Raw genomic sequence first — 20,696 nt, 5'->3', positions numbered from 1 at the left:
ACGTCTCGCAATCGCTTCCATTATCTGCGAAAATAAATTCATGAGTATAGCTAGCTATTTTTAGTAGAAAGGGGCTGTTTTGTTACAGCCCCTTTTTATATTGTAAAAAATATTTTTATATGCTTATAGGTATATAAATTATTGGATATAATTCTGTATAGTTATAAAGATTTACTTTTATTGTTTTTAATATTGCATTATTGCTATAAATGATATTGATATTTATTATTGAAAAGACGGAAGAGTGTTGATATAATGTATCAGTAAATTCTATAGTATTTTGTATTGTAAGGAGTTTTTATGAGCCATTATGACGTAGAAACAAGAGGAGGGCGTGCAGCTAAAACTACACTACTAGGTATATTAGCTTTAGCTATTTTAATTGCCACATCTCTTGGTTCACTTTTCATTGGGATACGCTATATTAGCCTAGATGATATTACTCTATCCTTTACCAACTATGATCCTAACAGTATAGGACAGATGATTGTTCAAACATTGCGCCTACCACGTATGATAGCAGGTATCGTTGTAGGTATTAGCTTTGCCGTATCAGGTGCACTGATGCAAGGTGTTACCAATAATCCTATGGCAAGTCCTTCTATTTTGGGAATTAATGCAGGTGCTAGTTTTGGTCTAGCTGTTGGAATGATTTTATTTCCTTATTTAACCTTAAATGGAAGTATTTTATTTTCCTTTGTTGGGGCTGCGTTGGCAACACTATTTATTTTAGCTCTTGCTAAACGCGTAGGTGGTAAAGCTACCCCTGTATATCTTGCACTTGCAGGTACGGCTATTAGTGCAGTATTTGTAGCTGTTACACATATGCTTGTTGTGTACTTCCAAGTAGCACAAGAATTAAGTTTCTGGACTGCCGGCGGTATAAGCGGTATTCGCATGGAACAAGTTGTACTCGTATTGCCTTGGACTATTGTTGGTATTCTTATTGCTATGTACGTATCAAAATCTGTTACGCTTTTAAGCTTTGGTGAAGAGGTGGCGATTGGTCTAGGTAGTAATTTAAATCGCGTCCGTGCGTTATCTGGTTTGACAGTACTTATTCTTAGCGGTTCTGCTGTTGCTCTAGCCGGTCCTATCGGTTTTGTAGGTCTCGTTATTCCACATATAACACGTAAACTGGTGGGCATCGATTATCGACTAGTAATTCCATTCTCTGCACTTTTTGGTGCGGTCCTTGTTATGATTGCAGACGTTGTGGCTCGTATCGTAAATCCTCCATTTGAAACACCATTAGGTGCCATTACTGCGCTTGTAGGGGTTCCATTCTTTATTTATTTAGCAAATCGTAAGGGAGGGAAATAAGATGAAAAAACGCTTTTTTGCCTACTCTTTCGTTATGACACTTATATTATTAGGTGCTATGTATGGACATCTTCATACAGGATTTAGCGATATGTCTACACCTGATCTTATTCGAATTCTCTTTGGCGGTGGTAATGAGGTAGAAAACCTCACGGTTTTTGATTTCCGTTTAGTTCGCACTATTTTGGCTGTATTTATTGGTATGGGCCTTGCTATGTCTGGTGCGATTTTCCAAACTATATCTCGCAATGAATTGGCTAGCCCAAGCCTGTTAGGCGTGAATGCTGGTGCTGGCTTAGGTGTAGTTCTTTTAGTGTATTTTGCAGGTTCGACAACGGCGTGGGGGATTTGGACATTACCAACTGTTGCAGTAGCTGGTGCTGTTGTGGCAGCGCTTTTAATTTATCTCTTATCTTGTCGAGGTCGCGATGTTATTTCGCCATATCGTTTAATTTTAACAGGTATTTCTATGAGTGCAGGGTTCCATGCATTGCAAGTCTTACTCGTAACACGTTTAGATCCTAATAAATTTTATTTAGTTAATACATGGACAATCGGTACTATTTCGGGTAATACCTGGGAACATGTATGGGTGCTTGCACCAGTAGTCATTGTATTATCTCTTATTCTCTATGCTCGCTATATGGAGCTAAATCTATTAAGTTTAGCCGATGAAACGGCGATTGGACTTGGGGTACATATAAATCGTTCTAGATTCGCATACCTAATTATTGCAGTTCTTTTGTCTGGGTTCTGTGTAGCTATCGGTGGTAGTATTGGTTTTGTAGGGCTTATTTCCCCTCACATTGCACGTCGTTTGGTTGGTGCCGACCATGCCTATTTTTTGCCGTTAACAGGTCTAATTGGAGCTATTTTAGTGGTCACTGCCGATTGGATTGGCCGAGCTATTATTGCGCCTGACGAAATCCTTTTAGGGATTATTGTAGCCTTGATTGGGGCACCATACTTCTTGTATATTTTAGCGAAAACAAAAGCATAAAAAGGGAGATATAAATGAAATTAGAAGTTAAAAACCTAACTACTGGTTACGGTGATACAAAAATTATAGAGAACTTAAATCTTACGATTCCAGAAGGTAAGGTAACAGCATTAATTGGTGCTAATGGTTGTGGTAAATCTACTTTACTAAAAACTATTTGTCGTATTATTCGCCCCATGGAGGGTGATGTCTTACTTGATGGTAAATCTATCGGTTCTTATGGTAGTAGAGAACTAGCGAAAAAGGTTGCTATTTTGCCTCAAAATCCAACGGCTCCTGGTGAGATTACTGTTCGTGAACTCGTTATGTACGGTCGTGCACCGCATCAAGGCAGTTTATTTGCCCGTACTACAAAAGAAGATAAAGAAATTGTAGAGTGGGCTTTGAAAGAAACCGAATTGCTTCAATTTGCTGATCGTGGTATTACAAATATGTCTGGTGGACAACGGCAACGCGCATGGATTGCTATGGCTATCGCCCAAAATACAGATATTTTACTCCTCGATGAGCCTACGAGCTTTCTTGATGTATCTCACCAAATGGATGTATTACACCTAGTAGAGCATTTGAATAAAATGTATAACAAGACAATTATTATGGTTATTCACGAACTTAATGAAGCCGCTCGCTTTGCCGATTATTTAGTTGCCATGAAGGATGGAAAAATTCAGCACGAAGGCACGCCACATGATATTTTTCATAATGAAATGCTCAAAGATGTGTTCGGTGTAGATTCCACGATTATGAATGATCCTAAGACGGATCGTCCATTCTGTATTCCTTATTCTATAAAGAATTATGGACATACGGTACGTGAGGTGTAGTATGAAGCGTTTGTTACTTTCAGGTCTCTTAGGGACTTGTATGCTTATGGGGATTGCTGGATGTGCTCCTCAAGAAAATGGTATGACTCATGAGGCGATCTATGCTAGTCTTGATGATAAAATAAAAACAGCTCTTGAAAGATCAAATGATCCAAAAGAAATTGACAAAGAGTTTAAAAAACGATTAACGTCTACGAAAAAAGCAGTCGATAAAATGGTTTCTGTTGAAGGGGATAAGATTGTTGTTACCCATAAGCTAGGTAAAACAGTTATGCCTAAGGAGCACAAGCGTATTGTTGTAATACGGGCAGAAGATCCGATGATTGCTCTCGATGAATCTTTTATCGCGGCTAATTATAACGAAAATAGCTATTTATATAATGAGCTAAAAGAACGTAATATTCAAAACTTCAGTATTAATGATGAAACTAGAACCATTAACTACGAACAAATTCAAGCGTTAAAACCAGATTTGATTATTATGCGAGACTCTTATGGTAAAGCGGCTTATGAAGCCTTGTCTAAAATCGCACCGACTATTACGTTTAATGTTAATAAGGAAGAGGTAGCCCTCTTGGGTATTGCTACGGCTCTAGGTGTGCCTGAAAAAGGTGAAGCTCGTTTAAAAGAATACTACAATAATGCAAAGAAAACTCGTATTGCTTTAGGTAAAAACTTAAATGGCGAGACTGTAGGATTCTTACGAATTATGAATAAGGAAATTCGTCTCTATCCATATATGAAAAATGATATAAATAATTTCATGGCTGATTTATTAAATATTAAACCGCCTGATATGGCATTAGAAACAGAACTAAATCCAACGAATAGTGCTATTTCCTTAGAACGTCTACCTGATCTAGATGCAAATTATCTCATAGTTACATCTGGTTATGGTGCTTCTACAGCTAATAACCAAGGTATTGCAGATCGGCGATTGGCTGATCTTAAAAAAGATGAGTTGTGGAAAAACTTGCCTGCTGTAAAAGCTGATCATGTATTACAAGTGGATAGTACCTTATGGATGACCCATGGGATAATTGCGAAAGAACGAGCAATGAAAGAACTATATGATGCTTGGGGGAAATAATTCTGACTATAGGTGATACTTCTAATAATGTATTATAGGGTTAATATATTATAATTTTGTATAAAATGTAGGCACATACATTTTAGTCATATTCGATATAGATAATCGATATAGATTAGAAATTCCCATAATATAAAGGTTGCCTTCTCCTGTGAGGTGGCAACCTTTTGTTGTGTATCAAATTCCTGTGCTTTTTAGTAGGAATAGTGGTATACTGTGTACAGTATCAGTGAAATACCAGAAGACTGGTTGTCATATACTTTCATAAACCTAAAGAGGAGTGGCGTTGCCACTAGAAAGATTTGAGGTAAGTACTATGTATGATGTAAAATCTCCAAAGGCGGAGGAGTTTATTTCCCATCAGGAAATCCTTGATACTCTTGCTTATGCAGAGGAAAATAAGGAAAATCGGGAGTTGTTAGATGCTATTTTAGCGAAAGCTGCTACATTTAAGGGATTAAACCACCAAGAAGCAGCAGTTCTCTTAGAATGTCCGTTACCTGAATATAAGGAGAAGCTTTTTGCTTTAGCAAAGGAAATCAAGAAGGCTATCTACGGCGATCGTATTGTTCTATTTGCACCGTTATATTTGTCTAACTATTGTATCAATGGCTGTGTGTATTGTCCGTACCACTCCAAAAACCGCGATATTAAACGTAAAAAATTAACGCAAGACCAAATCAGAGAAGAGGTTATTGCGTTAGAAGCGATGGGCCATAAGCGTATCGTAATTGAGTCTGGTGAAGATCCTCTTAATAATCCACTTGAATATATTTTGGAATCCATCAAGACGATTTACGGTATCAAAAATAAAAATGGTGAAATCCGTCGTGTAAACGTAAATATTGCGGCTTGTTCCGTTGAGGACTACAAAAAATTACATGAAGCTGGTATTGGCACATATACATTATTCCAAGAAACATATAACAAAGAAAATTATGAAGCCTTACATCCAACAGGCCCTAAAAGCGACTACGCCTACCATACTGAGGCGATGGATCGCGCTATGCAAGGTGGCATTGATGATGTAGGCATCGGAGTACTTTATGGTTTGGAACATTACAAATACGATTTCGTTGGATTGTTGATGCACGCTGAACATTTAGAGGCTGTGTATGGGGTAGGTCCACATACTATTTCTGTACCTCGTATTTGTCCAGCTGATGATATCGATGTAGATGATTTCAGTAATGCTGTGCCTGATGATGTATTTGAAAAAATTGTTGCTCTTATCCGCGTATCCACACCGTATACAGGTATGATTATGTCCACTCGTGAAAGTCAGTCCATGCGTGAACGTGGCTTGGCATTAGGTATCTCCCAAATTAGTGGTGGATCTCGTACTAGCGTAGGTGGTTACAAAGAAGAAGAGAAACCAGAAGATAATTCTGCACAATTTGATCGCAGCGATACACGTACATTAGATGAAATCGTAGACTGGCTATTAGACCTTGGTTATGTAGCAAGTTTCTGTACTGCATGTTATCGTGCAGGCAGAACAGGGGACCGTTTCATGGCCCTTGCTAAATCCGGTCAAATTCACAATTGTTGCCAACCTAATGCGTTGATGACATTAAACGAATATATCATGGATTACGGTGATGAAAAGACTAAGGCTCATGGTGCTAAGGTCATCGAACAACAGTTAGAAAATATTAAAAATGATTTAGTTAAAGAAAAAGCTAAAGCTTATATTGCACAGATGAAGGACGGTGAACGAGACTTCCGGTTCTAAGTAATTCACTGATATGGAGCCTCCTATTGATAATAGGAGGTTCTTTTTGTTGAGAACATAGCAAAATTTAAATGAGAATAAAATATATAAAATAGTTTATTTTATTCGTTTTTTAGGGTATAATAAATAAAAATGATAATGATAATACGTTGAATTCTAGAATAATATTGATTATAAACTACTGAGGGATATGATGATTAAGAAAAAACGTTGGCGCCTTTGTGAAGGTGACAGGGAGAAAGAGTCTATCTTAATCCGTGAACTTGGTGTGAACCCTATTGTGGCTAAATTAATGGTGAATCGTCATATTGATGCTGACGAAGGTCGTCGATTTTTGCAAGGTACTTTGTCAGATTTGTTAGGCCCATTCACTTTGAAAGATATGGACGTGGCTGTTTCGCTAGTTCTGGAGACAATTGAAAGTCACAAACCAATCGTTATTTATGGTGATTATGATGTGGATGGTATTACTGCAACATCTGTACTCTATCGATTTTTAAAGAAATTAGGTGCTGATGTTACATATTACATACCAGAACGTCAAAGCGAAGGGTATGGTCTCAATTTAGAGGCTTTAAAGCACCTTATTGAACGGGGAACGGATTTGGTAATTACCGTAGACTGCGGCATTAGCTCTTACGATATTGTAGAGGCTGTACGGGACCGCATCAATATGATTATTACGGATCACCATACGGCTCCAGATGTGATTCCACGAGCGAAGGCCGTCATAAATCATAAGCAAAAGGACTGTCCTTATAAGGATAAAAACTTATCTGGCGTAGGGGTTGCTTTCAAATTATGCCAAGCCTTGTGGCTTACAAAGCACGGAGAATGGTACTTAGATGATTTAGATATCGTCGCACTTGGCACGGTAGCTGATGTAGTACCTTTGGTAGGTGAGAACCGCATCATCGTAAAATCGGGCCTTGAGAAGATGAATAGCTATCCTAATTTGGGGATTAATAAGCTAATTGATGTAGCGGGGCTTCATGAACGAACTATCACCTCTGGACATATTGGCTATACTTTAGCACCTCGCCTTAATGCAGCTGGTCGCGTAACGCATGCAACGCGTGCTGTTGAACTACTCGTGACCGATGATGCAGATATAGCAGAGGCAATTGCAGAGGAATTAAACGAAACGAATCGTGAACGACAAGAGCTAGAACGAAATATTCACGAGTTGGCTCGTATAGATGTAGCTAATCAAGGACATAAAGCTGATTATGTAACTATTGTGGCCGGCGAAGCGTGGCATCCAGGTGTCATTGGTATTGTTGCCTCTCGTCTAGTAGAGGAGTTTTACAAACCAACCTTAGTTATCAGTATTCATGATGGCGTTGGTAAAGGCTCGTGCCGTAGTATAGATGGCTTTAATATATATGATGCATTAAAATCTTGCGAGGATATCTTGCTACAGTTTGGCGGACACTCTGCGGCGGCAGGTTTTAGCATTGATGCAAATCGTATTGATGAGTTACGAGACCGTTTAACTAAGTATTGTAAAGAAGTTGTTACTGCTGAGGAATATATTCCCGTTGTGGCCATTGATGCGGAACTACCTGTTGATGATATCGATGTAGATATCATTGACCGCGTATCAGCTCTTGAACCTTATGGGATGTCCAATAGCACGCCAGTCTTTGCTATTATGGAAACTACCGTACAGGATATTATGCTCATGGGGCAATTAAAAAATCACTGTAAGGTAATTTTTGCAACTTCGAATGGTACATTAGATGCTATAGCTTGGAATCGTCCAGATTTATTTAGATCTATCTTCGTGGGAACTGTGGTAAAGGTGGCATTTTCTTTGCAAAAGAATGAATGGCAAGGTCTGATTTCTCCGCAGCTCATGATTCAAGCTATTGAACCGTTGACTGAAGAGCCGATTAAGCTTTCTACAGAAGGACTTAGACAAATGTATGTCATAATAAAACAGTCCATGCGAGGTCGCAGTCAGTCGGTTTATAATGTTGAACAAGATATATTGCGTCGCAAGCCGGCAGATCAGAATAATCGCAGTGCTCTAACATCTATCGATGTATTTAAAGAATTGGGCATTGTTGAAGAATATACAAGTGATGATGGTCAATTAATGCTTAGATGGAATGCCATTGAAGGAAAATTAGATCTTGTCACATCCGTAACATTCCTTACTTATAGTGTATAGGAGGTGACATCATGACAACTGTAAATGAAGAAGGCAAAGCTTTGGTGGAACAAACTACTTTTGATAAAGGTAAAGCCTTAGCTGACTTTATGGAGTATATCCATACTTATTTAACAGATGATGAGTGTGACCAAGTATTGAAAGCTTTTGAGCTTGCTGATAAGGCTCACGAAGGGCAGTTTAGAGCTTCCGGTGAACCATATATTATGCATCCGCTGGCTGTAGCTGATATTTTGGCACATTTACAAATCGACCATATTACACTCATGGCAGCTCTTATGCATGATGTGGTCGAAGATACATCTTACTCGAAGGAAGACCTAGAGGAGATGTTTGGCTCTGAAGTAGCATTCCTTGTTGATGGGGTAACAAAATTAAATCAATTCCAGTATGAAACAAAAGAAGATCGCCAAATGGAAAACTATCGAAAGATGATTTTAGCCATGGCGAAGGACGTACGTGTCGTAGTTATTAAATTGGGTGACCGCTTACATAATATGCGTACCTTAAAGCATATGCGTAGTGATAAGCAAAAGCGTATTGCTAAGGAAACACTAGAAATCTTTGCACCTTTGGCACATCGTCTCGGTATCTTCAATGTGAAATGGGAATTGGAAGATTTATCCTTCCGTTATTTAGAGCCGGAAAAATACTATGATCTAGTTGATCAAATGAAACAAAAACGTCAAGTCCGGGAAGACATCGTTAATGATACGATGAGTCAACTTACAAAGGCTTTAAGCGAAGCTCATATCAAGGCGGACATTAAAGGTCGTCCAAAACACTTCTACAGTATTTATAAGAAGATGAAAAAGGACAATCGCGATTTATCTCAAATCTATGACTTGCTTGCCGTTCGTGTAATTGTTGATAGCATTCCTGATTGTTATGCGGTGCTTGGCATTGCTCATAGCTTGTGGAAACCATTACCATATCGCTTCAAGGATTATATTTCTATGCCGAAGTCTAATATGTATCAATCTTTGCATACTACAGTTATCGGCACGATGGGGCAGCCCGTAGAGATTCAAATTCGTACATGGGAAATGCATCGTGTATCTGAATACGGTGTGGCTGCTCATTGGCGATATAAAGAAGGAAATAAAAACGGCGATAAAGAATTCGACCAAAAGGTTGCATGGCTGCGCCAGGTTCTTGAATGGCAAGATACGAGTAATCCAACGGAACTCGTTAATGCTCTAAAATTAGACGTTTTCTCTGGCGAGGTATTTGTATTTACGCCAAAGGGCGACGTTGTTAAGTTGCCAATAGGCTCTGTACCGCTCGACTTTGCCTATCGAGTTCATACCGATGTAGGTCATCATTGTGTAGGCGCTAAGGTAAACGGCAAAATTGTACCGCTGGATTATACCTTGCAAAATGGTGATATTGTTGATATTATCACATCCAAAACAGGTCGTCCTAGCCTCGACTGGTTGAATATCGTAGGTTCTTCTGAAAGCAAGAGCAAAATTCGCAATTGGTTCAAGCGCGAAAATAAAGCTGAAAATATTGAAAAAGGTTTAGACTCTCTTGAAAAAGAAGCGAAACGATTGAATCATAATTGGAAAGAATTATGTGCAGACAACCGTTTACAACATGTAACGAAACAACTTAAAGCCGGTACAGAAGAGGAAATGTTTGCAGCCTGTGGCTATGGCGGCATTCCTGTAAGCACTGTTCTTTTGCGTTTAATTGAACTTTATAAAAAGTCTAAAGAGGTAGAGGAATCTAAGCGCAGCACAGAGCAAATTATCGAGAAATTAAAATCTCAAGGACAAAAGAAAACTAAAAATGGCACTGGTGTTCTTGTAAAAGGTGAAGCTGGTGTGATGGTGCGTATGGCAAAATGCTGTAATCCTGTACCTGGTGATGATATTATAGGTTACATAACCCGTGGTCGTGGCGTTTCTATTCATCGCTGTGATTGCCCTAGCATGGGTCATTCTGCTGAAGACTTAGAGCGGATGATAGAAGTCTCTTGGGACGGTTCTTCTGGCGAATCTTTCCATGTAGGCATTGATATTCAAGCTTATGATCGAGCTGGTATTCTCATGGAAGTTATGGCGGTGCTTTCAGAATTGAAAATCACCATTACTAACATCAATGCTAAGGTTCAAGAAGATACAAAAAATGTAAGCATCAATTTGGTGGTTGATATCCGCGATATTTCGCAACTAGATTTCGTAATGACTAAATTGCGTCGTATTCGTGAAGTTTATACTGTTCAACGTAGTAAAGGAGGGGCTTAATGAGCGAACAACAATTAGTACTTATGCGCATGCCTTTAGGTCCATTAGGAACAAATTGCTATGTTATCGGTGATAAAGCGATAGGTGAAGCTTTCATTATCGATCCTGCAACAGCTGAAGTACTAGATGCGCTAAAAAAACATGACTTAAAGCCGAAGGCGGTTGTACTGACACATGGTCATGGAGATCATATTGGTGGCATTCAAGAGATTGTGAGCACCTATCATGTGCCTGTATATATTCATAAGGGCGATGTACCGTATTTATCTGATCCCGAGCTTAATCTCAGTGCTTATAGTAATCCAACGCCAATTAAGATAAAAGCGGAAATTATCGAGGTTAAACAAGGTAATCACATTACATGTGGTGATATTGATCTTGAGGTGCTTGAAACACCAGGTCATACGCCAGGAGGTGTGTGTTATTACATGGAAGGTCTTGTGTTTGTAGGGGATACTTTATTCAGAGATTCCGTAGGCCGTACAGATTTTCCAAATGGCTCTTATGAGACTCTGATATCATCTATTAAGACTCAGCTTTATACATTGCCTGATAATACAATGGTTTATCCTGGTCATGGACCGGAAACAAATATAGGGTATGAAAAACAATACAACCCATTCGTTGGTCAGTAGGTTTAAACGAATTATTTTTTACAGTCGAGGAGAAATTTATCATGAACACAACATTAGAAAAATTAAAAGAACGCATTAAAGACAAAAAGTACAAATTGACAACTCAACGTCAAACAATCTTGCAAGCATTTATCGATGCTGAAGAAAATCATTTGAGTGCTGAAGATGTATATGTTCTTGTAAAAGAGGTGGCACCTGATATCGGGTTGGCAACAATTTACAGAACTCTTGATCTCTTCACAGAACTTGATTTGTTAAAACGTCTTGATTTTGGTGATGGCCGTAATCGTTATGAATTAAATGACGAAGAGTTCGCTCATTTCCATCATCATTTGATTTGCGTAAAATGTGGTAAAGTATCCGAGTTTGAAGATGACATGCTTGAAACATTGGAGTCTATCATCGCTAAGAAATTAAACTTCCGTACCATTGATCATCAATTGAAAGTATATGGTTACTGTAGTGATTGCCAAAATCATATGACTGAAGCAGAATTAGAAAAGCTTGAGCGTATGTCCCATCATGGTTAATGGATATCTATATACGGGTCCATTACCACTTGGCTCCGTAGTAGCTCATAACTGTGGCGCGGCAGGACTCTTTTCTGATAAGGTACATCCAGAGGTTATCCTTGAAGCGCATGAAGTGGAAGGAATATATACATTAACTGTTACTATTGGTGATACAATTAAGATTTTTGAAGGAACTGTTTCCTCTATGGGGCGTCGTCAAATTGGACAAGCCTTGTTGCGCTATTTGCGTGAATATCAAGGCTTACCTGCTGAGGCTCCATGGGGAACCATGGTAGGTGTGCGCCCTACAAAGCTACTACATAAATATATAGATACATATGGCTCTGTCCACGCAGCAACTCGTCACATTAGGGACGAGTTTTCTGTGTCTATGGAAAAGCTTGCTACTTTGGGGGACATTGGCGAATATCAACGTCCGTTTCTATCTGATACAGACGATAAAAAGGTAAGTCTCTATTGTGGTATTCCTTTCTGCGATACGCGTTGCGTATATTGCTCGTTTCCATATGGTCTCTATCAGGATTATGCTGGTAAAAGTCAATTTCTAAGTGCTTTAAACCGTGATATAGAAGATATGAAATCTATCGTTGATTCCTATGGCCTAACAGTCGATACTCTCTATATGGGCGGTGGTACTCCGACAGTGCTAGAGGATGAAGACTTTCACCAGGTCCTAAAACAGTTATCTATACTCGTATCTGAAGGACATGAATTCACTGTAGAGGCCGGGCGGCCAGATTCTGTTAATCCTACTAAGCTACATTCCATGCTTGAGCTAGGTGTGAATCGCATTAGCATTAACCCGCAAACGATGCAAAATGATATTTTGCGTCGCATTGGACGCGGTCATAGCGTACGAGATGTTGATGAACTTTTACAATATGTAAAAAACAATACATCATTAGCCGTAAATATGGATTTTATCGCAGGCTTGCCTAACCAAACGATGTCAAACATGATAGAGAATATGGATTATGTATGTCAAAATCTGCCGGAAAATGTTACAATTCATACGTTAGCATTAAAACGTGGTAGCCCGTTGTACGATTTACATATGGAAGATGATATTCCTGAAGAAAATCTCGTTGCAGAAATGGTACAATATGGTAAAGTGCGTCTTGAAGCGGCTGGTTATGTGCCATATTATTTATATCGCCAACAATATATGAGAGGGCAGTTAGAGAATATCGGCTATACCTTGCCTGACAAAGCATGCGAATACAATATTCAGATCATGGAGGAACGTCAAAGTATTCTATCCATGGGGCCCGGTAGCTCGTCTAAGTGGATGCGGGCCCCTGAATATCGTCAGCTTAAACAGCATATGCCAAAAGACGTAGATGTTTATCACGTAACGATAGATGCACTTTTAGAGAAACGACATAAAATTTGTGAAAGATTTTGGGAGGTTGTGTAATGGCTATAAGAAAACCAAGAGGTACACAAGACTTTTTGCCAGAACAGATGATAAATTGGCACTATATTGAACAACGTATGCGCGAAATTTGTAAAGTATACGGCTTCAATGAAATTCGCACACCTGCCTTTGAAGATACTAAATTATTTTTGCGAGGTATCGGTGAAACTACAGATGTAGTACAAAAAGAGATGTACACCTTTACCACCGGTGATGACGGCGGTTCTAGCTTTACCTTACGCCCTGAAAATACGGCGTCTGCTGTGCGCGCATACTTAGAAAATAAAGTATATGGTAAAGAAGGTCTCACAAAATGGTATTATATGGGCCCTATGTTCCGTCATGATAAACCGCAAGCAGGCCGTTACCGTCAATTTCACCAATTTGGTGCTGAGGTATTAGGCTCTCAATCTCCAGTGGTAGATAGCGAAGTTATCTGCATGGTTGTGCAGTTGTTAAAAGATTTTGGACTTAAAGATCTTAATGTAGAGGTAAATTCTGTAGGTTGTCCGATATGTCGTCCTGTATATCGTGAAAAATTAATCGCTTTCTTTGAACCTAAAAAGGAACAATTATGTAGCGACTGCCGAGAACGTTTGTACAAAAACCCTTTGCGTATACTGGATTGTAAAAATGAAACATGTAAATCCTTGTCCATAGGTGCTCCTGAAATTCACGAACATTTATGTGAAGAGTGTCATGATCACTTTGAAGAATTAAAGACTTATTTAACAGCAGCTAATGTGCAATATACTTTAAATCCTCGTCTCGTACGTGGCCTTGATTACTATACAAAAACAGCCTTTGAGGTACAATATACTCCTTTAGGTGCTCAAAGTGCCGTAGCCGGTGGTGGTCGTTACGATGGTCTTGTAGAGGAACTCGATGGCCCGCATACCCCAGCTATCGGTTTTGCTATGGGCATGGAGCGATTGCTATTAGCTCTTGAAAAACAAAACCTATTGCCTGAATCAACTGTAGAATCATCTGCATTCGTAGTCGCTCTTGGTGATGCGGCTAAGGTAGAGGCTTTCAAAATTTGCCAAAAACTTCGCAGTCTTGATATTCCTGTTGAAATGGACGGGCAGGGCAAAAGTATGAAGGCACAATTAAAATACGCTAACAAAATTAATGCGAAATATGTTATTATATTGGGTGATGATGAATTGGCTCGTGGGGAAGCCATAATCCGATTCATGGAAACTAGTGAACAAGAAACTGTACCACTCGATACAGTTTCTGAACGCATAACTTCTTTGGTGAAAGGATGACAATTAGAATGGAAACAATGCAAGGCTTACACCGTACGCACGGTTGTGGCACCATCTCTGAACAAGAGGTAGGTAAAGAAGTCGTATTATGTGGTTGGGTTGAACGCCGTCGTGATCATGGTGGTTTGATTTTCTTGGATTTACGTGATCGTTCTGGCGTAGTACAAGTAGTGGCATCTCCAGATCATAACGTGGAATCTTTCCACAAAGCAGAGGATGTTCGTAACGAATATGTACTTTGTGTACGTGGTAAAATTACAAAACGTGATGAAGCTGCTATCAATCCAAATCTTCCAACAGGTGCATATGAAATGTACTGTGAAGAGTTGCGCGTATTGAACTCTGCTAAAACACCTCCATTCTATATCCAAGATGATATCGATGTAGATGAAAATATTCGTTTAAAATATCGTTACCTTGACTTACGTCGTCCAGAAATGCAACGTAACTTGATTTTACGTCACAAAGTAACGAAAGCAATGCGCGACTTCTTCGATAGCCGCGATTTCTTGGAAATTGAAACTCCAATGCTTACTAAATCTACACCAGAAGGCGCTCGTGACTATCTAGTACCTTCTCGTGTAAATGCTGGTACATTCTATGCATTGCCACAATCTCCACAAATTTTCAAACAAATTTTGATGGTTGCTGGTTATGAAAAATATTTCCAAATCGTTCGTTGCTTCCGCGATGAAGATTTGCGCGCAGACCGTCAACCTGAGTTCACTCAGCTCGATTTAGAAATGTCCTTCGTTGATGAAGAAGATATTTATGCATTGCTTGAAGAGATGATTGCTCATATATTTAAAACTGCATTAGGTAAAGAAATTTCTTTGCCTATGTCTCGTATTACATGGGATGAAGCAATGGATAAATACGGCTCTGATAAGCCGGATCTTCGTTTTGATATGGCGTTTACTGATGTAACTGATCTTGTAAAAGATACAGAATTCAAAGTCTTCCGCTCTGTTATCGACAATGGTGGCGTAGTTAAAGGTATCGTTGTGCCTGGTGACGCTGGCATTCCTCGCCGTGAACTTGATGACCTTGTTGAGTATGTAAACCGTTACGGCGCTAAAGGCCTTGCGTGGGCTTGCTTCAACGAAGATGGTTCTATTAAGTCTCAAATCATGAAGTTCTTAGGTGAAGATACAATCCGTAATATTGGTGAAAAAATGGGCGCTAAAGGTGGCGACCTTGTATTGATGATTGCTGATAAAACTGCAACTGTGGCACGTGCATTAGGCGAATTACGCCTTGAAATGGCACGCCGTATGAACATGATTGACCAAGATAAATTGGCATTCACATGGGTAACTGATTTCCCTATGTTCGAATATAACGAAGACGAAAAACGTTATGTTGCAATGCATCATCCGTTCACAATGCCACGCCATGCGGATCTTGATAAATTAGAATCCGATCCTGGCAGTGTAAAAGCGATTGCTTATGACATGGTATTGAATGGCGTAGAAATCGGTGGCGGTTCCTTGCGTATCTACCAAGCTGACGTACAAGAAAAAGTATTCAAAGCAATTGGTTTGTCTATTGAAGAAGCAAGATCTAAATTTGGCTTCATGCTTGATGCATTCCAATACGGTGCACCTCCTCATGCAGGCTGTGCATTTGGCCTTGATCGTCTTGTTATGTTGATGGCAAAACGTCAATCTATCCGCGACGTAATCGCATTCCCTAAAACTCAATCTGCTTCTGATATCATGAGCCAAGCTCCATCTGAAGTAGAACCTAAGCAATTAAAAGAGTTGCATATTAAACCAGATGTAGAAGAAGAACAAGAGCAATCTTTAGTGTAAAAACATAGGCAAGAATTGATTGAAATCGAAATGTCAAGACTTGTTAATTGCTAATCTTTCTGATACTATTTAAGTATAAGATATCCCTGCTATGTGCGTGTGATATCGCAGTTTTGAGCCAACACATTTACTTTGGGAGTCTGACTCTCGTCTGAACGTTACGCCCTTATGGGACAATTGCAGGATGAGGAGGACACCCACCTGCCCTTGCAGGATCAAAACGCGGTACATTACGGCATGGTGGGGCTTTTTTGCGTGTAAAAATAGACTGAAATATCATATACTATAAATATATCTTTTGTAAGAACTAAAATTTTTTAAAGTCTTAAAAGTCCTAAATGTCTTATAAATATTATTAGTGATACCAAGTTACTGACGTCATTGGGCTTTTATGACGAGTAAGACATTGTTTTTTGATTGAATAGTTATAGATATTAAAATACGATAGTTAAACTGGGTGCGAATTGAGGTGATAGAATGGATAGTTTATTTGATATGACACCTACAAATACATACGAGCCACTTCCTGTACGAATGCGTCCTACTAAACTGGATCATTTATATGGTCAAGAGAAGTCCATAGGGAAGGGGACTTTCTTGCGTGCTATGGTAGAGAAGGATACAATACCATCTATGCTTTTTTATGGGCCTTGTGGAACAGGTAAGACGACGTTAGCCGGAATCATAGCTAAGGTGAGCAATAGTCATTTTGTAAACCTGAATGCTACTAACGCTGGTATTGGTGAGTTGAGAACCATCATTGAAGACGCTCGTAAACGGGTTCGTTCTTTACAGCAACGAACAATTCTATTCCTCGATGAAATTCATCGCTTTAATAAAAGCCAACAAGATGTGTTGTTACCCTGTGTAGAGGATGGAACTATCATCCTTATTGGTGCTACTACAGAGAATCCGTTCTTTGAAGTTAATAGACCACTTTTGTCTCGTTTGCGTCTTATTACATTAGAAGCACTTACTCCAAAGGCTATTGGTCAAATTTTACGTCGCGCCATTACCGATGAAGAGGTAGGCCTTGGCAAGCGTCATCTGCAGGTAACCGATGAAGTTTTGGAAGATGTGGGGATTTTCGTCAATGGTGATGGACGTATGGCCCTTAATATTCTTGAACAAGCCGCAGCTATGGTTCCCGATGAGGGGACGATTACTATTGAAGTTCTCGAAAAGGTCGTAGGTCGTCGCATATATACATACGATAAAAAAGGTGATAGTCATTACGATACAATTTCAGCTTTTATTAAAAGTATGCGTGGCTCCGATGTACAAGCAACAGTACATTATTTAGCGCGTATGATTGAAGCCGGAGAGGATCCTAACTTCATTGCTCGTCGTATTGTTATTTGTGCAGCAGAGGATGTAGGTCTTGCGGATCCACAAGCTCTCATACTCGCCAATGCAGCAGCTCAAGCGGCTCATATGGTAGGCTTTCCTGAGGCGCGCATTATATTATCCGAAGCTGCGTGTTATGTTGCTCTCGCACCTAAAAGTAATTCTGCTTATGTAGCTATTGATGCTGCTATATCTGATGTGCGACATAAGGATTGTGGACAAGTACCTGATCATTTGAAAGACAGTCACTATAGTGGGGCTAGTAAATTAGGTCATGGGAAAGCTTATAAGTATGCTCATAACTATCCTAATGGGTATGTAAAACAGCAGTATTTACCAACACCTCTAGTCGATGCTACCTACTATAAGGGCATAAAGAGAGGGACTGAGGAACAGTTACTTCACGACTGGGAGAAACGTCGTAAAAATTAACTTAATATTACGATATATGCTATAATATAATGATAAGTTAATTTACTGTAATGTTATATAAGTAAGGGGTTTGCATAGATTTATGGCAGAAGAAAATACTTCCACCAAAAGACGCAACACACGCCGTAAGCGAACAAGTACAAAACAGCAATCAAAGTCTCAAAGCTTTTCTTTGCGCAGCGAAGTGAAAGGCCTTATTGTCATTGCTTTTGCTGTGATTTCCTTGCTCGGCTTTTTCGGCTTTGAACTCGGCCTTGTAGGGCAGATTTTAACAGGTGTATTCCGTTATGGCTTTGGGCTAGGCGGTATCATTCCTTGTTTATGCGTTTTCTGGTTAGGTTGGAGATTATTATATAAGGATACATTTATTTCCATTACAAAACGAGGCGTTGTAATGACCTTGTTTTTCCTATTTTTGTTAGCTCTTGTTCCTTTGTGGCGAGTTCCTGAGGGGCAGGAACTCATTACTACACAACTGGCTAATCAAGGTGGTGTCGTAGGTGGGGCGATTGCTACATTCCTTCGTACATTATTAGGCAACTTAGGGGCTATTATTCTTGATGTATTCTTACTTATAGCTTTTGGTCTCCTTGTGACACGTTTGTCTTTGCGCAGTGGATTACAAAAAGCTGCGGACAAAACGCAAGTTGGTCTAGATGTAGCTAAGGAGGTCGCTGCTGAAAAGGTCGCTGTTGCAAAAGAAGTGTTTGATGACTGGAATGAACAGCGTAAAGAAGCGGCAGAACAGCGTAAAGCTTATAACAGGGAAAAAGACACACGCTTTGCTGACGCAGCAGATCAAGCATTAGATACATTGGAAAAACAAGGCATTGCTACTGGAAGAGATCTCTTAGGTTCTGCTTCAGCTACAGATGTTGAAACTATTGAAGATACAGTAACAATTGTGGATTCACCGAAACCTCCTACATCTTGGAAGAAATTGGCTGAGATAGAAGCACATAATCGTGCGGCTGAGCAATTGGCTAATATTTCTGAAGCATCTGGTGATGTGAAGTCTTATGAAGCTGATGATTTTGAACAATTCTCTGATACACATAGAACTACGAGTGATGATTATGTATATGTTCCGGATGAGGACTATGCATATACACCAGATAAAGAATATACGGATGAGTTTGGAACTGTAGAAAAATCTGATGAGGAAGAACCAGAATTTTCTTATCAAAATACGACAATGGGTCCACTGGAAACTAATCACGGTGCTATCGCTTCTGCTGTACCTGGAACGGGGGCGGCTGCAAGCTCTGTAAGTGCTGGGGCCGGTATGTCCGGCATGGCCTTACAAGTACCGTCCATTATTAGTACTACAGAAGATACGGCACAAGTAGCTGTATCTAAAGATGGCCAAATTCATCGTTCCTATGATAGACCGTACCACTTCCCAAGCCTAGATATTTTGGCGAAAGGGAAGGGAAGTCAAAACAATGGTGAAGAAGTAGCGCAAAATGCGATGATGCTTGAACATGTATTGAGTGACTTTGGTATTACTGCTAAGGTTGTTAATGCTACACAAGGTCCAACTGTTACGCGCTATGAAATTGAACCTGCACCAGGCGTGAAAGTGAGTCGTATCGTTAACTTAACAGATGATATTGCCCTCAACTTAGCAGCGCAACATATCCGTATGGAGGCTCCGATTCCAGGTAAATCTGCCATCGGTATTGAGGTGCCTAATAAAACGACAGAAGCCGTTCATTTACGTGATGTACTTGATTGTAGTGACTTTAAAGATGCTCGTGGTGGTATTCCTGTCGGTCTTGGTAAGGATATTGCAGGTAAACCTGTTATTACGGATCTTGCTAAGATGCCTCACTTGCTCGTAGCTGGTACGACTGGATCTGGTAAATCCGTATGTGTAAATACATTGATTTCTAGTATTCTCTTTAGTCGCAAACCGGAAGAGGTTAAGTTATTATTAATCGACCCTAAGATGGTTGAATTGTCTATTTACAATGGAATTCCTCACTTGATGGCTCCGGTTGTAACGGATATGAAAAAAGCGGCAGCTGTATTGCGCTGGGCCGTTCGTGAAATGGAGGCTCGCTATAAGGCGTTTGCTGCATCTGGTAAACGCGATATCAAGAGCTATAATGAAGCGCATCCTAAGGCTGCTATGCCGTTAATCGTGTTGATTATCGACGAGTTAGCTGACCTTATGATGACGGCTCCTGATGATATTGAAGAATCTATTAGTCGTTTAGCACAAATGGCTCGTGCCGCAGGTATTCACATGGTTCTTGCTACACAGCGACCATCTGTTAACGTTATTACTGGTTCTATTAAGGCTAATGTACCGAGCCGTATTTCCTTTGCTGTAGGCTCTCAAATTGATTCCCGTACCATTCTTGATATGGCAGGGGCAGAGAAACTATTGGGGAAAGGTGATATGTTATTTGCTCCAATTGGTGCGAATAAACCTATTCGTGTACAAGGGGCCTTCATTTCTGATGATGAGGTAGAAAAACTTGTAGAGTTTGTAAAAGCTCAACGAGAACCAGAATATGATAATACGGTAACTCAAGATGTGGAAAAGGAAGCTGAAAAAGAATCTTCTGATGCTAATGATGTTTACCGCGATGAATTATTAGAGCGAGCTGTTAATCTCGTTATGGAATCTGGTCAAGCTTCCGTATCGATGTTGCAACGTCGTTTTCGTATAGGTTATACCCGTGCGGCACGTCTTGTAGATACAATGGAAGACCTTAAAATCGTTGGCCCTAGCATGGGCAGTAAGGCTCGAGAAATTTTAATGAGCCCTGAACAAGCTAAGGCTAGATATTTCTCCGATTCTAATGATGAGCAATAATGAGCTAATTACTATATGAA

At 39.7% G+C, this 20,696-nt stretch carries 14 protein-coding genes and 1 other RNA gene; all 15 read left to right on the top strand.

The features are described 5' to 3' along the window. The first annotated feature begins 300 nt into the window (after positions 1–300). The 15 genes from Q7O55_RS07590 (at position 301) to Q7O55_RS07520 (ending at position 20,676) form a co-directional block, all read left to right on the top strand. Positions 301–1,323 carry an iron ABC transporter permease gene (locus tag Q7O55_RS07590; RefSeq protein WP_303929552.1) on the top strand — a complete coding sequence of 341 codons (1,023 nt, stop codon included), beginning with the start codon at positions 301–303 and terminating at the stop codon, positions 1,321–1,323. A 1-nt stretch (position 1,324) separates the two neighbouring features. Then, positions 1,325–2,323: an iron ABC transporter permease gene (locus tag Q7O55_RS07585; RefSeq protein WP_303929550.1), complete on the top strand. Its 999-nt coding sequence runs from the start codon at positions 1,325–1,327 to the stop codon at positions 2,321–2,323. A 14-nt stretch (positions 2,324–2,337) separates the two neighbouring features. Next, the gene (locus Q7O55_RS07580; protein WP_303929549.1) at positions 2,338–3,147 is read left to right on the top strand and encodes an ABC transporter ATP-binding protein; all 810 of its coding nucleotides are present in this window, start codon (positions 2,338–2,340) and stop codon (positions 3,145–3,147) included. A gap of 1 nt (position 3,148) precedes the next feature. Continuing rightward, positions 3,149–4,237 (top strand): ABC transporter substrate-binding protein, encoded by a 1,089-nt coding sequence (locus tag Q7O55_RS07575; protein ID WP_303929548.1) that lies wholly within the window; start codon positions 3,149–3,151, stop codon positions 4,235–4,237. A 316-nt stretch (positions 4,238–4,553) separates the two neighbouring features. After that, on the top strand, positions 4,554–5,972 hold the full coding sequence (hydG, locus tag Q7O55_RS07570; protein WP_369691717.1) for a [FeFe] hydrogenase H-cluster radical SAM maturase HydG: 1,419 nt from the start codon (positions 4,554–4,556) through the stop codon (positions 5,970–5,972). A 193-nt stretch (positions 5,973–6,165) separates the two neighbouring features. Continuing rightward, positions 6,166–8,148 (top strand): single-stranded-DNA-specific exonuclease RecJ, encoded by a 1,983-nt coding sequence (gene recJ / locus Q7O55_RS07565; RefSeq protein WP_303929545.1) that lies wholly within the window; start codon positions 6,166–6,168, stop codon positions 8,146–8,148. An 11-nt stretch (positions 8,149–8,159) separates the two neighbouring features. Next, complete coding sequence (locus Q7O55_RS07560) at positions 8,160–10,400, top strand: bifunctional (p)ppGpp synthetase/guanosine-3',5'-bis(diphosphate) 3'-pyrophosphohydrolase (protein WP_303929544.1); 2,241 nt, start codon at positions 8,160–8,162, stop codon at positions 10,398–10,400. Further along, on the top strand, positions 10,400–11,035 hold the full coding sequence (locus tag Q7O55_RS07555) for an MBL fold metallo-hydrolase (protein WP_303929543.1): 636 nt from the start codon (positions 10,400–10,402) through the stop codon (positions 11,033–11,035). The genes Q7O55_RS07560 and Q7O55_RS07555 overlap by 1 nt, the downstream gene beginning before the upstream one ends. A 41-nt stretch (positions 11,036–11,076) precedes the next feature. Next, positions 11,077–11,565 (top strand): Fur family transcriptional regulator, encoded by a 489-nt coding sequence (locus tag Q7O55_RS07550; RefSeq protein ID WP_008601380.1) that lies wholly within the window; start codon positions 11,077–11,079, stop codon positions 11,563–11,565. Then, positions 11,558–12,985: a coproporphyrinogen dehydrogenase HemZ gene (gene hemZ / locus Q7O55_RS07545; protein ID WP_369691716.1), complete on the top strand. Its 1,428-nt coding sequence runs from the start codon at positions 11,558–11,560 to the stop codon at positions 12,983–12,985. Before Q7O55_RS07550 ends, hemZ begins: the two co-directional genes overlap by 8 nt. Beyond that, positions 12,985–14,256, top strand: coding sequence for a histidine--tRNA ligase (gene hisS / locus Q7O55_RS07540; RefSeq protein WP_303929540.1), 1,272 nt, complete (start codon positions 12,985–12,987; stop codon positions 14,254–14,256). The genes hemZ and hisS overlap by 1 nt, the downstream gene beginning before the upstream one ends. Before the next feature lie 8 nt (positions 14,257–14,264). Then, a complete protein-coding gene (gene aspS, locus Q7O55_RS07535; RefSeq protein WP_303929539.1) occupies positions 14,265–16,070 on the top strand; it encodes an aspartate--tRNA ligase in 1,806 nt (601 codons plus the stop codon). Between the two features lie 80 nt (positions 16,071–16,150). Continuing rightward, positions 16,151–16,321, top strand: a non-coding RNA gene (gene ssrS / locus Q7O55_RS07530) — 6S RNA. Between the two features lie 226 nt (positions 16,322–16,547). Then, the gene (locus Q7O55_RS07525) at positions 16,548–17,849 is read left to right on the top strand and encodes a replication-associated recombination protein A (protein WP_303929538.1); all 1,302 of its coding nucleotides are present in this window, start codon (positions 16,548–16,550) and stop codon (positions 17,847–17,849) included. Between the two features lie 82 nt (positions 17,850–17,931). Beyond that, positions 17,932–20,676, top strand: coding sequence for a DNA translocase FtsK (locus tag Q7O55_RS07520; protein ID WP_303929536.1), 2,745 nt, complete (start codon positions 17,932–17,934; stop codon positions 20,674–20,676). The last annotated feature ends 20 nt before the right edge of the window (positions 20,677–20,696 follow it).

It is taken from the genome of Veillonella parvula, assembly GCF_945949885.1.
GTDB classification, from domain to species: Bacteria; Bacillota; Negativicutes; order Veillonellales; family Veillonellaceae; genus Veillonella; species Veillonella parvula_B.
This window is presented reverse-complemented; position numbering and strand designations above follow the sequence as displayed.

Excerpts from the sequence above, each read along its gene's own strand:
- Q7O55_RS07580 (WP_303929549.1), top strand. The coding sequence starts at position 2,338 with ATGAAATTAGAAGTTAAAAACCTAACTACTGGTTACGGTGATACAAAA.
- aspS (WP_303929539.1), top strand. The coding sequence starts at position 14,265 with ATGGAAACAATGCAAGGCTTACACCGTACGCACGGTTGTGGCACCATC.
- Q7O55_RS07520 (WP_303929536.1), top strand. The coding sequence starts at position 17,932 with ATGGCAGAAGAAAATACTTCCACCAAAAGACGCAACACACGCCGTAAG.
- hydG (WP_369691717.1), top strand. The coding sequence starts at position 4,554 with ATGTATGATGTAAAATCTCCAAAGGCGGAGGAGTTTATTTCCCATCAG.
- Q7O55_RS07525 (WP_303929538.1), top strand. The coding sequence starts at position 16,548 with ATGGATAGTTTATTTGATATGACACCTACAAATACATACGAGCCACTT.
- Q7O55_RS07560 (WP_303929544.1), top strand. The coding sequence starts at position 8,160 with ATGACAACTGTAAATGAAGAAGGCAAAGCTTTGGTGGAACAAACTACT.
- recJ (WP_303929545.1), top strand. The coding sequence starts at position 6,166 with ATGATTAAGAAAAAACGTTGGCGCCTTTGTGAAGGTGACAGGGAGAAA.
- hisS (WP_303929540.1), top strand. The coding sequence starts at position 12,985 with ATGGCTATAAGAAAACCAAGAGGTACACAAGACTTTTTGCCAGAACAG.
- Q7O55_RS07590 (WP_303929552.1), top strand. The coding sequence starts at position 301 with ATGAGCCATTATGACGTAGAAACAAGAGGAGGGCGTGCAGCTAAAACT.
- Q7O55_RS07550 (WP_008601380.1), top strand. The coding sequence starts at position 11,077 with ATGAACACAACATTAGAAAAATTAAAAGAACGCATTAAAGACAAAAAG.
- Q7O55_RS07555 (WP_303929543.1), top strand. The coding sequence starts at position 10,400 with ATGAGCGAACAACAATTAGTACTTATGCGCATGCCTTTAGGTCCATTA.
- Q7O55_RS07575 (WP_303929548.1), top strand. The coding sequence starts at position 3,149 with ATGAAGCGTTTGTTACTTTCAGGTCTCTTAGGGACTTGTATGCTTATG.
- Q7O55_RS07585 (WP_303929550.1), top strand. The coding sequence starts at position 1,325 with ATGAAAAAACGCTTTTTTGCCTACTCTTTCGTTATGACACTTATATTA.
- hemZ (WP_369691716.1), top strand. The coding sequence starts at position 11,558 with ATGGTTAATGGATATCTATATACGGGTCCATTACCACTTGGCTCCGTA.